At 46.3% G+C, this 16004-nt stretch carries 15 protein-coding genes, 1 pseudogene and 2 riboswitches; of the genes and pseudogenes, 14 read left to right on the top strand and 2 right to left on the bottom strand.

What is annotated here, in order from left to right; all coding sequences use genetic code 11:
• The first annotated feature begins 198 nt into the window (after positions 1–198).
• The 4 genes from A3849_RS33185 to gerQ all read left to right on the top strand — a co-directional run bounded on the left by A3849_RS33185 (position 199) and on the right by gerQ (position 2343).
• Positions 199–375, top strand: a complete 177-nt coding sequence (locus tag A3849_RS33185) for a hypothetical protein (RefSeq protein ID WP_178382827.1) — start codon at positions 199–201, stop codon at positions 373–375.
• Positions 376–581: 206 nt separating this feature from the next.
• Positions 582–977: a DUF2500 domain-containing protein gene (locus tag A3849_RS28300; protein WP_074114413.1), complete on the top strand. Its 396-nt coding sequence runs from the start codon at positions 582–584 to the stop codon at positions 975–977.
• 192 nt (positions 978–1169) lie between these two features.
• The gene (locus tag A3849_RS28295; protein WP_074114412.1) at positions 1170–1592 is read left to right on the top strand and encodes a cell wall hydrolase; all 423 of its coding nucleotides are present in this window, start codon (positions 1170–1172) and stop codon (positions 1590–1592) included.
• Positions 1593–1947: 355 nt separating this feature from the next.
• Complete coding sequence (gene gerQ / locus A3849_RS28290; RefSeq protein WP_256701039.1) at positions 1948–2343, top strand: spore coat protein GerQ; 396 nt, start codon at positions 1948–1950, stop codon at positions 2341–2343.
• 124 nt (positions 2344–2467) lie between these two features.
• On the opposite strand, the pseudogene A3849_RS34130 reads toward gerQ, so the two are convergent.
• Positions 2468–3747: pseudogene (locus tag A3849_RS34130) on the bottom strand (IS1182 family transposase).
• Positions 3748–3870: 123 nt separating this feature from the next.
• On the opposite strand from A3849_RS34130, the gene A3849_RS28280 reads away from it, so the two are divergent.
• The 9 genes from A3849_RS28280 (at position 3871) to murB (ending at position 14280) form a co-directional block, all read left to right on the top strand.
• Positions 3871–4068, top strand: a complete 198-nt coding sequence (locus A3849_RS28280; RefSeq protein WP_074114411.1) for a hypothetical protein — start codon at positions 3871–3873, stop codon at positions 4066–4068.
• Between the two features lie 325 nt (positions 4069–4393).
• Positions 4394–5710: a hemolysin family protein gene (locus A3849_RS28275; RefSeq protein ID WP_074114410.1), complete on the top strand. Its 1317-nt coding sequence runs from the start codon at positions 4394–4396 to the stop codon at positions 5708–5710.
• Positions 5711–5884: 174 nt separating this feature from the next.
• Positions 5885–7798 (top strand): ATP-binding protein, encoded by a 1914-nt coding sequence (locus A3849_RS28270; RefSeq protein ID WP_083613706.1) that lies wholly within the window; start codon positions 5885–5887, stop codon positions 7796–7798.
• 94 nt (positions 7799–7892) lie between these two features.
• A complete protein-coding gene (locus tag A3849_RS28265; protein WP_083613705.1) occupies positions 7893–8648 on the top strand; it encodes a DsbA family protein in 756 nt (251 codons plus the stop codon).
• Positions 8648–9079 carry a disulfide oxidoreductase gene (locus tag A3849_RS28260; protein ID WP_074114408.1) on the top strand — a complete coding sequence of 144 codons (432 nt, stop codon included), beginning with the start codon at positions 8648–8650 and terminating at the stop codon, positions 9077–9079. Before A3849_RS28265 ends, A3849_RS28260 begins: the two co-directional genes overlap by 1 nt.
• Before the next feature lie 228 nt (positions 9080–9307).
• Positions 9308–9467, top strand: a riboswitch (cyclic di-AMP (ydaO/yuaA leader).
• A 126-nt stretch (positions 9468–9593) separates the two neighbouring features.
• The gene (locus A3849_RS28255; RefSeq protein WP_074114407.1) at positions 9594–11411 is read left to right on the top strand and encodes an APC family permease; all 1818 of its coding nucleotides are present in this window, start codon (positions 9594–9596) and stop codon (positions 11409–11411) included.
• Positions 11412–11509: 98 nt separating this feature from the next.
• The gene (locus A3849_RS28250; RefSeq protein WP_074114406.1) at positions 11510–12124 is read left to right on the top strand and encodes a histidine phosphatase family protein; all 615 of its coding nucleotides are present in this window, start codon (positions 11510–11512) and stop codon (positions 12122–12124) included.
• A 207-nt stretch (positions 12125–12331) separates the two neighbouring features.
• The gene (locus A3849_RS28245) at positions 12332–13132 is read left to right on the top strand and encodes an ABC transporter ATP-binding protein (protein ID WP_074114405.1); all 801 of its coding nucleotides are present in this window, start codon (positions 12332–12334) and stop codon (positions 13130–13132) included.
• A 236-nt stretch (positions 13133–13368) separates the two neighbouring features.
• Positions 13369–14280, top strand: coding sequence for a UDP-N-acetylmuramate dehydrogenase (gene murB, locus A3849_RS28240; protein WP_074114404.1), 912 nt, complete (start codon positions 13369–13371; stop codon positions 14278–14280).
• A gap of 73 nt (positions 14281–14353) precedes the next feature.
• Here the strand turns inward: murB and ymzB are convergent, their stop codons facing one another.
• Entirely contained in the window at positions 14354–14689 is a 336-nt protein-coding gene (gene ymzB / locus A3849_RS28235) for a protein YmzB (RefSeq protein WP_074114403.1), read from the bottom strand.
• A 249-nt stretch (positions 14690–14938) separates the two neighbouring features.
• On the opposite strand from ymzB, the gene A3849_RS28230 reads away from it, so the two are divergent.
• Positions 14939–15676: a ZIP family metal transporter gene (locus A3849_RS28230; protein ID WP_074114402.1), complete on the top strand. Its 738-nt coding sequence runs from the start codon at positions 14939–14941 to the stop codon at positions 15674–15676.
• Between the two features lie 78 nt (positions 15677–15754).
• A riboswitch (PreQ1 riboswitch) is annotated at positions 15755–15798 on the top strand.
• Positions 15799–16004 lie beyond the last annotated feature (206 nt).

The following is a 16004-nucleotide window of genomic DNA, read 5'->3' as shown; positions in this document are numbered from 1 at the left end:
ACCTAATTCTGGCTTGTGGGACTCTTTTTTTTGATAGATTTCGATTATGAAAAATAAAGCATCAAAAATCTTATTTAAAATTTTCTTTAAAAATGTGAAAAAAATCACATGACAAACGAATAATACTGTGATATATTTAACACATAGAGAACAAGTTCATTTTTTCACAAACTTTCATCCCGAATAGGAGAGATTAAAATGAAAACTTTCGAAACGGATTATGTAACCAGAAACCTTCTGCAACTGTGCTACAACTGTGATGATGCACACCTGTGTGAAACAGAAGAACAATGCAAAGCTTGCTGGGCAGACAATGGTATGCTTCCTGAAGAAACAGATGAAACAAAACAATTATTGGATCTCGTACACGCTTAATCAAAGTTGCCGGATCGACGTTAATGAAGACCACTTCTAAGCTCTGAAAAGAGAGCTGAGTGGTCTTTTTGCCTTGTCTGCAATTATAGATCATCGAAAATAAAATTTTTGTAATGCTGTACGGAATACCTGAGGCATATACATGTACAGAAGTGCCTGAATCCTGGCGGGAACAGGAGAACATGGGGAATAAGGGGGATTAAGTCATGGGAATAGGCCCGGATCCAGCTTGGATGTTTGATCTTACGGGGACGGTAATACCGATCTTTCTTGCTGTGGTGATTGGCATTGTCGCTGTTTCTGCAGGCAGGGGGCTGCTTGCATGGAGCCGGAACAACAGATCGCCCCTATTGACCACCCCTGCCCGCATCGTCAGTAAACGCAGTGAACTCCGGCAGCAGCTGCAGGAAGACAGCAATAACAGCCGTACGAACACCACCTATTATTTGACCTATGAACTGGAGAATGGCGTGCGGATGGAGTTCAAGGTAGATGGCAATGAATACGGCATGAGTGCGGAGGGAGACAGGGGGATTCTGACTTATCAGGGTACAAGGTACCAAGGGTTTCAGCGGCAGCCCCATTACTCCACAGCAGATTAGGGAATATGTAAGTTGATTATAGAATAGCGCCGTATATTATAGATTCCCCTTGTTTCCAATTCGAGGAACAAGGGGATATTTGTATCAGAGAACAGGAACAGGGAGAAAATTGGGCGCAGCAGTCACCTCTTAGGCGAATGCACATACAATACAGCAAGCAGTTGAGAAAGTGTAGGCTAAGGAGGAGAAAGAGTGGCCGTAATTAAAGCAAACTCGGGGGATGTAAGGGTACTTGCACGGTTGATGCGGGCAGAAGCCGAGGAGGATGGAGATTCTGGCATGCTAATGGTCGGCAATGTTGGCGTCAACCGGATACTAGGCAACTGTCTGGATTTCAAAAACATCCGCAATGTGAATGACATGGTCTTTCAGAGTCCAGGTGGCTTCGAAGCTCCGCAGAAAGGATATTTCTACCAGCGGGCCAGGGAGTCTGATATCCGTCTCGCCAGACGTGCTATCGGTGGTGAACGAACCAGGCCAGCATCTAACGCCCTCTGGTTTTTCCGTCCCGTCGGAGACTGCCCGGCGACCTGGTATAACCAGCAGAATACCGGCCGGTATAAAGCACATTGCTTTTACACTCCCACAAGCGAGGACTGTCCTGCAGTATACTAAACCGTTCAGGTCAGCGGATGCGGAGACAGCCGGGAATTTCGGTGCTTCGCTTCCGCTGCCCAAATCTGGTTCTACTCCAGGTAGTGCTTCTCTGAGTGACCGTTAGCTTGAGAACGAGCTTCAGCTTACCTTAGGCTGTCCGAATCAGCCTGCACATCAACAATAACTAGGAGGTTTTTAAAAGATGATCGTTCAACCTTACCGCCCCGTTACTTATACGATTGGCAGCAATCCCTCTGGTGCAATGAACAATATGAACAACATGAGCAATGTAGGCAACATGAATAATATGAACGGCATGCATAGCATGAGCCCAATGGGAATGGGGAATATGGGCACTATGGGTACTGGTACAATGGGTACTATGGGCTCTATGGGCAACATGGGTACGATGAGCGGAACGCCCCCCCAAGTCACCAGCGGCAGCCCAATGACTCCAACAGGCAACGTAGTATCGACTACCGCTCCAGTCTATGAGCAATCATACATCGAAAACATTTTCCGGCTGAATCTGGGCAAAGTCGGTACCTTTTACTTCACATACGAGAATAACAAGGATTGGAACGCCAAGGTCTATACTGGTGTCCTGGAAGCTGCAGGCCGGGACCACATCATTATAAGTGACAAAGCCACCGGACAGCGCATTGTGCTGCTGATGGTGAACTTCGATTATGCTACCTTTGATGAGCCGCTTGTTTATCAATACCCCGGTACGATTGGCAATCCTCCGACTACACGCAACTATCGTTAACGACAATATGCATATCTTAGTTTAACAGGGAACGGGGCTGTCCCAAAAGTAGGTTTTCTATGGCGGAAGACGGTTCTCTTCATTCTTAAAACCACATTAAGTGAGCAGAGCAGCGATTCTCCCGTTATTGGAGGATCGCTGCTCTGCGTTTTTGGTCATTAGTGGCTTGCTTCAGCAGATGGTGTGCAAGGGAAAGCCAACCGACCTCAAGCGTCACTTTCTCCATGCCGCGAAGCAGAAACCGCCGGAAGCCCCGGTTGTTCTTCAGTTGTCCAAATACACTTTCTGGTTCTGTCATTCGGCGTACGGACAACGCATAGCCTTCCTCGCTTCGCAGGGTTTCCCGAGCTTGCTTCTGGTACCGCAGCCGTTCCAGACTAACCACCACTTCCCGATTTCCTGCTGCCTTCGTACATTCTTCAGGGGGCAGCCCTCACAGGAGTGACTTCGGTAATGACGTTTCCGAATTTCATATCCACTCTCTAGGATTTCCTTGCTTTCTTTGCGAAAATGCAGCGTTTGTCCGGCTGGACATGTCCATGTATCCTCCATTTCGGTGTACGTCCAGTTCTCAATCTTTCCGATGTTTTCTTTCCACGCTTTGCTCTTTTCTTTATGGTAGCTGCCGTATTTCACTACCGCCTGAATCTTTTTCTTTTCCAGATAGGCGTAGTTTTCTTCACTCCCATAACCTGCGTCCGCAATTACTGTTTGCGGGAGTCTCCCGAAGATCTGCCGCGCTTTTTCCATGTGCGGCTGGAAGCCGCGGGTGTCGGTCGGTCTTGGATGGAGGCTGTAGGCCAGAATAAACTGGTTTTCCGTTCCGATTTGTACATTGTAGCCAGGTTTGAGTTGACCATTACGCATGGGGTCTTCCTTCATCCGCATGAAGGTTGCATCCGGGTCTGTCTTACTAAAGCTGTTTCGGTCCCCAAGCAGGGTTTGGTATTGCTCATATTTCGCTCCTGTTCTTCTTGTTTCTCTGCAGCCTCAATGCCCTCAAACAATGCATGTACCTTTTCTTGCAGCTTGGCCTTATGCTTACTAACGGCTTTGCCCCACACGAAGGTATCGCGATTGGCGTTAGCCTCAATTTTGGTTCCGTCCACAAAGTACTGCTCCAGAGAAACGTATTTTTCGTCAGCCAAAAACTGAAGCACGGCGGTAAATACCGTTTCGAGGACATCTTTCATTCGCAGGGAACGGAAGCGATTAAGGGTACGGAAGTCTGGTCGCTGCCGTCCGGCCAGCCACATGAAGGGAATGTTCTCCCGTACCGCTTTGGCGATTTGGCGAGATGAATATATTCGCTGAGTGTAAGCGTAGATCATAACTGTGGTGAGCATTTTCTTCTTCCAGATCCATTGGCAAGCAAAGTTGGTCCATGGTATATTGAATGTACAAAGAAACCTCTCCTTTGAAATGGTTGGTCGCACTTCCATTTTACCAAAGAAAGGTTTCTTTTTTTATGATTTTTAGAAGGATTGTCGTACATTTCCCGCTTAAACAGCGGAGAGGACGGAACGATTGTGGAAAAGCGGCAGCGGTCGCCTTGGTCTCCGGATTTTCACCGCTAAGGGGAATGAAAAAAATCTGGAGAGCACAGCGATTGGAACAACGGTCCGTTCGCGTAGCGTCCTCACAAGCGAAACCGTCTATCTGACTCCAAAAAAAGAGCTGTTCCAAGCAGCCATTTCATGGCTTATGGGACAGCCTCTTTCTTAGCATTCCGGTGTACGGAGGTTGACGGAAGGGGTATTTAAGATTTAACCTTAAGTAGAAGAAGGATCATTCTTTCACGGAATTACTATTATTGATACAGCGCAAACAAAGATGATATTTTTACACTTGTTCGCACCTGTTTTTATACGCAAAGTAATATTATAATAATGTGTATATTTATATTCGTGATTCCAGTCAGGAGATGAACGCATTGGGAAATTGATTCAGAAAGGAACTGTTGTTGCTGCAACAATTGCCGACATTTTGAACAAACGAAGGAGGTGGGCCTATCCGCCTGAATCGTGGAGACGGTGGATAGGAGTATAAATTGAGCGACCCTTTACCCGGTATATTACATGTAGGTCTAATTATTTTGCTGGTTCTGTTAAATGGCTTTTTTGTTTCGGTTGAATATGCGATGGTGAAGGTAAGAAGCGGACGCATAGATTCCCTGATGGAGGAAGGCAGTAAACAGGCAGTGGCAGCAAGTAATATCGTACACAATCTGGATGGATATCTGTCCGCCTGTCAGCTTGGCATCACTCTTGCTTCTCTGGCACTTGGTTGGCTGGGAGAACCGGCGATCGCCACGATTGTGGGACCCATTGTAACAAGCCTAGGATTTGGCGAAACTTCAGTGTATGTGATTTCGCTGATTATTGCTTTTATGTTCATCACGGTTCTGCATATTGTACTCGGAGAACTTGCTCCCAAAACCATTGCTGTGAACAAAGCTGAAGCAGTACTTCTGCTAACCGCTGGTGCGATGAATGTTTTTTACCGGATCATGTATCCTTTCATCTGGATCGTTAAAGGTCTGGCCAGCGCTCTGCTGCGTATTTTCCGCTTATCGCCTGCCTCGGAGCTGGCTACAGCACATACGGAGGAAGAAATCCGCATCCTTATGCAGGAGAGCAACAAGAGCGGATTGATCGATAATACAGAAATGACCTTGGTCGATAATATCTTCGAGTTTGCTGATACGATGGCTCGCGAAATTATGATTCCGCGTACAGAAATGATCTGTCTGAACAATCATCTGACGGTTGAAGAAAATATGGAGATTGCCTTTGACGGGATGCGTACAAGATATCCGGTCTGCAACGGTGATAAAGACCATATTCTGGGCTTTATTCATATCAAGGATCTGATCCGGGACAATGCACCGAAATACAATGAACTGATTCGTCCCATTCTTACCGTTCCGGAATCGATTCAGATTAGTGCCCTGCTCAAAGTAATGCAGCGTGCGAAGACGCAAATCGCCATTCTGATCGATGAATACGGCGGCACCTCCGGCATGGTTACGCTTGAGGATATCATGGAGGAGATCGTCGGTGAAATTCAGGATGAATTTGACGAGGAGCGCCCTGGAGTAGAGATGCTGGGAGAGAACGAATTCTCCATTGACGGTTTGATGCTGATTGAAGAGATCAACGACCGGTTGGGGCTGAACATGGAAACGGATGATTATGATACCATCGGCGGATGGTTGTATTCCAAGCTTGAAGTAAACCCGCCGCAAAAAGGCCAGATATTTGAATTTGATAGTCATTTATTTGTGGTAGAAGAAACAGATAACAAACGGATATCCCGGATTAAAGTAATGAAAGTCGAGTTTTTGGCTGAAGAGGCTGGAGCTTGATCAAATCATAGAAGGTGATCCATGACATGGCGTCAAGAAAGACGCTGTGTCTTTTTTTATACAAAAAATCCCTTGGGAATATAGTTTTTTGTCGATTCGAGTCGTTTTGTGGCGGGTAAAAGAGTGTAACTGATCGTAGTGAAATCATTTTGTAGAGAGAAAGGAGAGAGGCCGATGACTCATCACTCATTTCACAGCGTATTGCTGGTCCTCTTTTCTATTGTAATAGCATGCTTATCCACCTTCATAGCAGTAGACCTCTCAGAAAGAATAGTACGCAAAAAGAGAAGTATGCCCTTTGTTCTTTTCAGTTCCTGTAGTCTTGGAATAGGGATGTGGGGTATGCATTTTATTAGTCTGGGTGCAATCAAGCCAGATAACACTGTGTCCTACTATCTGCCTCTGCTCTTATTATCGCTGGTTGTACCTATAGCAGCATCTTATGTGCTTCTGCTGCTGCTCAACAATCCCCGTTTGCGCAACAGCAAGACAACCCTTGTCTTGAGTGGCTGTTTATTCAGCTGCGGAATCCAGATCATGTATTACAGCGGAATGCTGGCTATGCAATATACGGCGGCTTTTGAACAAAGCATGGTTTCGATTGTCGGTTCTTTTTTACTATCACTGGTCATTCCTGTGGTTGCAGCTTCATATAAAGCCAGTTGGATTGAGAAGCGATATAATATGTTTTCTGCCGGGAAAATCAAGCTAATACTTATGTTGACCACAGTAATAGCGGGAAGCAATTATATAACTATGGCTGGAGCTACTACTACCGTAAATTCAGTTCCGTTCACCTACATGGGCAGGACTCCGCTTCTGAATGATTCGATGCTGGGCATAATTCTTGCAGGTACTTTTCTGTTGGTTATGGCAGTTGTGCTGGTTCTTATATACAAAGACAGGAAGCAGGTGCTCTTCACCTCAGAGTTTAATGAGCAGCGCTATGCGGCCCTTTTCGAGTTCAGTCCGGATATGGTGATTTGCATCGACCCTTTGGGCAAAAAGGTGATCAGTGCCAATCCTTCCCTATGGCGGACAACAGGTTATGACCAAGAAGAGCTGAGTGACTACAAAAGTATTTTATTCAGTGCCCAGGATGCTCAAGCGCTCAAAGCAGCCATAAAGCGCGCTGCTGGCGGGCAGTCCGGGAAGCTGGAATTGACCGTCAAAACCAGAAGTGGAAACAAACTCATCTGCAGTACTACCGTCTTCCCATTAATGAGCGAAAAGGGGAACTACATCTATATTATCGCAGAAGATATCACTGCACTGGCTGAACAACAAAATGAGCTTCTCATTGCCAAAAATGCGGCTGAAAGTGCGGCAAGGATGAAAAGTGAATTCCTGGCTACGATGAGTCATGAGATCCGTACACCGCTTAACGGCATTATTGGCATTAACGAACTGCTCGCCGAGGAAATCACGGTTTCGGAGCACTTGGATTTACTTAAGCTGCAACATACGAGCAGTCATGCATTGCTGAACGTGATGAACGATGTGCTTGACATATCCCGCCTGGAAGCAGAAAACTTGCTGCTGGTAAAATCGGATTTCAAGCTTACTTCACTGATGCGGGAGTGTATGAACCTGTTCAAGGTTACTGCAAGTTATAAAGAATTGACAATGACTCTTCAGGTCGATTCCGCCCTTCCTGAATGGTTCATCGGCGACAGTGCGCGCATCCGGCAGATTTTGGTGAATCTGATCGGCAATGCAGTCAAGTTTACTCATCAGGGCGGAATCACTGTATCGGTAGCTCCTTACAGCTCTCAGGGGGCCTCCGTGGTTCTTGAATTCACAGTGAGAGATACAGGCATTGGCATCGCCCCCGAAAAGCTTGAACTGTTGTTTCAGCCGTTCTCCCAGGGGGATGCTTCCCACACCCGCAGATATCCCGGCACTGGCTTAGGATTGGCAATTTGCAAGAAGCTAGTTGAGCTAATGGAAGGAAGTATATGGTCGGATAATGCCAGAGGCGGGGGGAGTGTATTCAGCTTCAGGATCCCTCTACAGGGAATGGAGCCTTCTCATCAACAAGAACTGCGGGGCATACAGGAAAGCAAAGAGAAGTCTGAGGTGGTATGAATGAAGGTTTGCCAATATGAGAGTTTTAATTATATAATTTTAAAGGAAATACCATTATTTCAACAGTCCCGCCGGGACAGAAAGGAACTCTCATTTGAACAAATCTAAAAAAAACAATGTCATGGTTCCCCAAATGAGTAAAGCGGAGAAACGCAGGGCAGAGCAGGAACAGCAGAAGCAGAAAACGAGAATTCTGATTATTAGCACGGTAGCCATTGTAGTGATTATTTTTACTCTTCTATTTATACTTGCGTCGAAAGATTCGTCTTCAAATGCAGGTTCAGGCAAAGCGGTTGAATTCAATTACAGCGAACTGCCAAGACTGGGTAAAGCAGATGCCCCCGTTAAAATCGTTGAATTCGGTGATTTCAAATGTCCGGCGTGCGCCAATTTTGCAGGTGTCATCAAGCCACAGCTGGCCCAGGAATATGTGAATCAGGATAAGGCTGCTATATACTTCGTAAATATGGCCTTTATCGGTCCGGATTCCGAGACAGCCTCCCTGGCAGCCCTGTCTGTATACCATCAGAACAGTGAAGCTTTCTGGACGTATTACGATGCGATTTATGCCAATCAAGGGGATGAAAAAGCAGAATGGGCTACAGAGGAATTCCTGGTGAACCTGGCTGAGAAACAAAAGCTGCCAATCGATCTGGATCTGTTGCGTAAGGATATCAAGGAGAAGACCTATGAGAGTGAGCTGCAACGTGATATCAGTCTTGCCAAGGATACAGGAGTAACTTCAACGCCTACTGTATTTATCAACGGACACAAAGTAGATGAGCCATTCAACATGGCAGCTATTGACGCACAGATAAAGTCCGCTTCCGAAGCAGTGAAGGCCGAGTGATGAAGTTCTCTACGTTCTGCAGACGCCACTGTCTCTATCTGGCCTGGTTTGTGTCTGTTATTGCAGTAGCGGGCAGCTTGTATCTAAGTGAGGTGCTGAAGTATGAGCCTTGCAAGCTTTGCTGGTTCCAGCGTATCTTCATGTATCCACAGCTGATTCTTCTGGGAGTAGCTACATACCGGAATGACAAAAAAATTATTCCCTATGTACTTCCATTAAGTCTTATTGGGGGCAGTATTTCTATTTATCATTATGCCGAGCAGAAGATTCCCGCACTTAGCAAGGTGCTCCCGTGTACAATTGGCGTACCCTGTAATAAGGATTATCTGAATTTTTTCGGGTTCATTACGATTCCACTTCTTGCGCTGATCGCCTTTGCTCTAATCACGATTTTGCTCTGGACCGGACGTAAAGAGGACACAATAGAGTAGCTGAAGCCACTGCAGAATTTAGAGCACAAATCATTCCTGGAATTTCAGACACAAATGAGGTTCAAAACCCTGAAAAAACACGTGATGACGGGATAATCGCAGAGAATGAAAGATCGCGTTATCTCTCATCTTGGTTTTGCGTAAATTGGATGTTTTTTCATTCTTTTTTCATTTTTTTCACCGCTTTACGGAAGACGTATTGTAGACTATCATTAGACCTTGTGAGAAGTTGAATATGCGCTGAATTTTCCGTATGGAAAAACGGGGGAACCAACATTGGCCTAAGCGCCAAAGGGGTGAATCGGAAACGGTCCGGAAGGGCTGCAACCGTAGGGCTACCACAGCCCGAATCCGCCAGCTAACCTCGTAAGCAATGGTGGGATAATGACGATGCGTAAGCATGCGGATCATTTCCGTATGCTTATTTTTGTGCCTGCATTTATGAAATCCACCAATGAAAACAGCGCACGGTATTACCGTTTCAACGTAAGCAAAGAGAGGAACTGTTATTACAATGGTAAGCAAGGTAAAACGACTATTGATCGGGCGTCCGATGAAGTCGAACGAACTAGATCATGAAAAGTTATCCAAGGTGAAAGCACTGGCTGTCCTGTCTTCTGATGCGCTATCGTCTGTAGCCTACGGAACGGAACAAATCCTGATTGTACTGGTGGCCGCAGGCTTCACAGCCATCTGGTACTCATTGCCAATCGCATTAGCCGTATTGGGCTTGCTGGCTATTTTGATTTTATCCTATCGTCAGACCATCTTTGCTTATCCGCAGGGCGGAGGCGCGTATATCGTAGCCAAGAGCAACCTCGGGGTTCCTACCGGACTCCTTGCTGGCGGATCGCTCCTGGTAGATTATATTCTGACCGTAGCGGTTAGTGCATCAGCGGGTACGGATGCGATCACATCCGCTTTTCCGAATCTTCATAATCATAGTGTGTTAATCGCCGTAACCGTTATTCTGCTCTTGACTATTGTCAACCTGCGGGGCGTTACGGAATCTGCATCTTTCATTGCAATTCCCGTGTATTTATTCGTGGTATCGATCTTCGTGTTGATCATTGCAGGGGTATTCAAATATGCGACTGGCGGAGCCCATGCTAATGTCCCTGAGATTGGGGCAGCGGTATCGAATGTAAGTTTGTTTTTACTGCTTAAGGCTTTCAGCTCCGGCTGTTCAGCTCTGACAGGGGTAGAGGCTGTATCGAACGCCATTCCAAACTTCAAGGCGCCTGCAGAGAAAAATGCAGCCAAGACTTTGATGTTAATGGGAATTATCCTGGGAAGTATGTTTACCGGAATCACACTGCTTGCTTACTGGTACGGAATTACACCGGATACCAAAGCCACGGTTGTATCCCAAATCGCTGAATCTACTTTTGGACGTGGCGGTTTATACTTTTTCATACAAGGGATTACTGCTGTAATTCTGTTCCTGGCAGCCAATACAGCTTATTCCGCTTTCCCGCTGCTGGCGTTTATGTTCGCTAAAGACAAGTACCTGCCCCATGCATTTATGGTCCGAGGTGACCGCCTGGGCTTCTCGAATGGTATTATCTTTCTAGGTGTATTATCAGCCCTGCTTGTAGCTGCTTTTCACGGGAATACTGAAAGTCTGATTCCTTTGTATGCGGTGGGTGTATTTATTCCGTTTACACTGTCCCAGCTGGGGATGATGGTGCACTGGTATAAAACCAAACCTAAAGGCTGGCAAAATAAATTTACCGTGAATACGGTGGGTATGCTAACAACTCTGACGATTACTCTGATCTTCATTATTACGAAGTTCTCCAGTGTCTGGATGGCTTTTATCTTCCTGCCCGTTGTAATGTTCGTGTTCCACCGTATACACCGCCATTACCTCAATACTGCCGATCAGCTGCGTATTTGCCCGGCAACGGATAAACCCTGCATCAAAGGAAGCACCGTGGTTGTTCCTGTCTCGGGTGTGACTCGAGCTGTACTGCATTCGATCAGCTATGCCAAGTCCTTAACGGATAATGTGGTGGCCGTCTATGTCGGGTTCGATGAAGAAGAAATTAATAAGATGGAACAGAAGTGGGAGGAATGGAACCCGGGAGTGCGCTTAATTGTACTGCGTTCCCGCTATCGCAGCATTCTGCGCCCACTGGTCAAATTTATTGAAACAGTCGAGTGGAAAACCGCTTCGACTGATCATATTACAGTACTTATTCCACAGTTCGTTACCAAGCATTGGTGGCAGGCAATTCTGCATAATCAGACCAGCTTGTTCATCCGCTCGTATCTGATGAATCAAAAAGATATCGTAGTAGCGACAGTGCCTTACCATTTGCACAAATAAGATATACTTCGTAGCAGGGCAGTTTCCGGATACTTCGGGAGCTGCTTTTTTTTATGGTATGATTAGGAAAAATCAGAACAATTCAAGGGGAGATTTTTATGGCAATCTATTTCATAAGACATGGGATTGATGATGAAGGTTTTCGTGGCGGATGGAGTCAACGGGGGCTCGTTCTTGAGGGTTACAGACAATCGGAGAAGCTGGGGCTTTATCTTAAGCAAAACCAGTCCACATTCCATATTCATCGTCTCATTAGCAGTGATTTACAACGGGCGTTGGATACTGCAAATGAGATATCTAGAATTCTGGAATTACCTGTTGAAAGCAGTGGTCACTGGAGAGAAACGAACAATGGTGTTATTGCCGGCATGCCCAATGAAATAGTGGATGAACGATACCCGGGTTTATATTTCTCAGGCTTACGGATGGATGAACGTTATCCTGGTGGAGAAAGCCCGGTTGAGTTTTTAACCCGCATAAGAGAAATCCTAACAACCTTATGTGAAGAACAATTAAGAACCGATCCGACTGAAAATGTAATTGTTGTTACACATGGTGGAGTAATAAATATAATCTACCATATTCTGAAAGGATTAGAATGGACGAACAAAAGCAGTAAGGCATTTCCGGCATCTTATACTAGTATTCACAAAGTAGAGTTTTGCAATGGAAAGTGGGGGATTTCTCTAGAAAACCTGACAGAGCATCTGTGAAGAAAGGCAGGTAATGCAAAAAGGAAAATATTTTTATTGACATAGAGAATGATAATCAATATCATTTAATGAGACGTGGCGAAGCATCCAACCGTTGAAATCATTAGATTTTACATATACAGGATTTAATTAATGTAAGGTGCTTAATGTGCTTTACCTGAGAGAAGAGATCCCTGTGAAACCATAAAACTTTAGGGAGTGATGATGATGTCGGAACGTTTGAACACAGATCAGTTAAGTATTGGGTATGCGGAGGCATTGATTGTCAAAGGACTGAACCTGTCTCTTCCAACTGGAAAAATCACAGCACTAGTGGGGGCGAACGGTTCGGGGAAATCTACCATTCTCAAGACGATGGCGCGTATCATGAAGCCCAAGAGCGGCAGCGTGATGCTGGACGGCAAGTCGATTCATAACCTGTCTACCAAAGAAGTAGCCCGGCAACTGGCGATCCTGCCGCAGAACCCCACTGCACCTGACGGACTTACGGTATCCGAGCTGGTGAGCTATGGACGTTATCCACATCAGAAGGGCTTTGGTACGCTTACTTCTGAAGACCGCAGCATTATCGCGAATGCAATCTCTGTGACGGGTATGGAAGAGTTCCACGACCGTCCAATTGACCGTCTATCCGGAGGACAACGCCAGCGGGCCTGGATTGCGATGGCTCTGGCGCAGCAGACCGATATTCTGTTCCTGGACGAGCCGACCACTTTTCTTGATATGGCTCACCAGCTGGAGGTTCTCCAACTCCTGCAGAAGCTGAATCAGGAAGAAGGCCGCACGATAATTATGGTGGTGCATGATCTGAATCATGCTTCCCGTTATGCCCAGCATATGGTAGCAATCAAATCCGGGAATGTGATTAGTGAAGGGGCACCAGTTGAGGTAATGACGCCAAGTGTACTGCGTGAAGTATTCGGGATTGAAGCGGATATTGTTCCTGATCCACGGACGGGAGTACCACTCTGTCTGCCCTATGAATTGGCGTCATACACAGCAGTGTGAATTACGTAAGAACGCACCTTCACACAAGGATAGGTTATAAACGTGAAATGTGACTCATAATAATAATATATACAGCTGGCCACAGGCTCCCGTCATTGACAAGGGAGCCTGTTCGTTGTTAAAGTTGTGGTTGCCCTGGTTAAATCTCGCCTTACTTTATTGCATATAGACAACAGGGCCCGCTCTTATAGTGAATCAAGGAACATTATTTTTATAGAGTCAAAGGAGCAAAGTACATGAATATCAGCAAAATATATGAGGATCTACAGCAGCTGGTTCCAGCGGGCATGTTAAAGCAGCATGAGACGCTGGAGAGTTATGTGTTCACACGAATGGGAGGTCAGGCTGACATCCTGGCAGCACCTGCGACATACGAGGAGCTTCAGTCCATTGTTACATATGCCCGTGTAAATGAAATCCCGTTGACCGTTCTGGGTAATGGATCGAATGTCATAATCCGTGACGGTGGGATCCGCGGGATTGTCTTGCAGACAGCAGACTTAACCGAAATGGGACTAAGAGACAATCTGCTCTATGCCCAGTGCGGTGCAAAGATCATAGAAGTATCCAGGTTTGCATTAGAGAAGAAGCTTACAGGTCTAGAGTTCGCCTGCGGAATTCCGGGAACCGTTGGAGGAGCATTATATATGAATGCTGGCGCATACGGCGGAGAGGTCAAGGATGTGCTGCAAAGTGCGCTTGCCATTAGCAAAGCGGGACGGCTAGTGACACTTCAAGGTGACGAACTGGAATGGGGTTACCGCAAAAGTGTCTTTGCCAGTGGCGAATTCATTGTGCTGGAGGCCCGATTTGCGTTGCAGCCAGGTGATCCTATGCTAATCAAGGCGGCCATGGACGATTTGACCCACCAGCGTGAATCCAAGCAGCCGCTGGAATATCCATCGTGCGGAAGTGTCTTTAAGCGCCCCCCCGGAAGATTTGCCGGGCAGTTGATTCAAGAGAGCGGGCTTCAGGGAGCAAGAATCGGTGGAGCCGAAGTGTCTCGCAAGCATGCTGGATTCATTGTAAATACCAATCATGCCACGGCTAAGGATTATATTGGATTGATTCATCATGTTCAGTCTGCGGTTAAGGATAAGTTCGGAATAGAGCTGGAGACGGAAGTTGAGATCGTTGGAGAAGAGTGACAGTAAACAGGACGCAGTTCATATACCGCGTCCTGTTTACTGTATTGAGATTGTTACATGTGAATAGGTGTATTCAGCTTTTGGAGATGGAATATTTGGCCCTGTCCGTCCTCAGTTCAACCTGGCTATCTTGAACTGTATCCAGTTGAAGCCCGCTGACAGCGATCTCATAATTCAACTGGGGCAGTGGTACAAGTTCGCCATCCCTGTTCAACGTATTGCCTGTGCCCCGCAGAATCAGTGCACTGTCCAGATATTCATCAATGACATCTTCGGCATCACGATAATCCACGGTTTCCAGATTGAAGTGGACGGTGTCCAGGTCTTTCATCTCCTGTTTGTCAATCACCAGGGTTTCGCCCCCTTGGGCGGTCAGCCAATCCATTAATTTCTGTACACTTTGATCCATCAGTTGATCCCATCCTTATCAAGAAGATTATAGAAATTAAGTTACCCTTTTCTTCGAAATTGAATCCAGTCATCTGAACACTGCTTTTTGTTGGATGAAGAAAATATAATTTAATCTCATGAAAAATTAATCTCATTAACAAAACTGCTGTCAGACCTGCAGATGATTGTAATTTTCTTTTCAAGTGTAAACTACTATTATGCACTTCTATTTATTTCTGAGCAATTTTAGTTAAGGAAGGTGAGTCTATTGTGGAGTGCTCTGTTATGGGGGGCCATTTCCGGCTCTGCGGTACTGCTAGGAGCGCTGCTGGCGTTATATCTGCCGATCCCGAATAAGCTGATTGGATTTATTATGGCTTTTGGTACGGGGGTACTCATTGGTGCGGCGGCGTATGAACTGCTGGATGATTCGGCCAATGAGGGGGGACTTATCCCGACTATTATTGGATTCACAGCCGGTGCAGTTGTGTTTACACTGTTTGACTGGTATATCTCGCGCAAAGGCGGTGCAGGACGTAAACGATCCGTCAGAGACAACAGCAATAAGAAGGTGCAGGGAAGCGGAATGGCTATTTTTGCGGGAACAGTGCTGGATGCTATTCCGGAATCGATTATGATCGGTGCCAGTCTGATCTCTGGTCAAGGGGTAAGCATGCTGCTGGTTGTTGCTATCTTCATCAGCAATATTCCTGAAGGATTATCCAGTACGTCTGGACTCAAGCAGGACAATTTCAGTAGGGGTAAGATCGTCTTACTATGGCTTGGCGTTCTCATGATATCCACCACCGCATCAGGTGCAGGATACTTGTTCATGGATCATGCCAGCGGATCTACAACGGCGCTAATCGCCTCTTTTGCCGGGGGAGGCATTATCTCTATGGTATCCTCCAGCATGATGCCGGAAGCCTATGAGGAAGGCGGACCGCTGACCGGACTTGTTGCCGCGATGGGGATGCTCTGTTCACTGATTTTGGATCATTTGTGAGGGTTGTCAACCCACCGCCCGGCATGGTATAGTTCAATTCGCTAGTAATATCATAAAGAAGATTTCTGGGCCATGAGCACAGGAGAGGTTCGCAAACTCCCTCTATAAAAAACTAAGACCGTTTTGGCATAAATCATCCCGGAATTAAGGGGTCCAGGAAAAGTGTAGGCTGCGCCTGTGCTTCTCTTCCTGTTATGCTGTGCGCCAAAAGACAGCGCCTGTCAGTCAGCAAGCATACATCCGTTCAAGTTGGGCGGGAGGCGTTTCTTCTTAGTAGAGCCAGGTTTTCGAAACTCGTTCTTCTTTCCAATGCCGGTGAACTGCCGGA

The sequence above is a fragment of the Paenibacillus sp. P46E genome (assembly GCF_001909095.1).
Taxonomy (GTDB): Bacteria; Bacillota; Bacilli; order Paenibacillales; family Paenibacillaceae; genus Paenibacillus_AQ; species Paenibacillus_AQ helianthi.
Note: the sequence above shows the minus strand (reverse complement) of the source record. Positions and strands in the feature narration are given on the sequence as shown.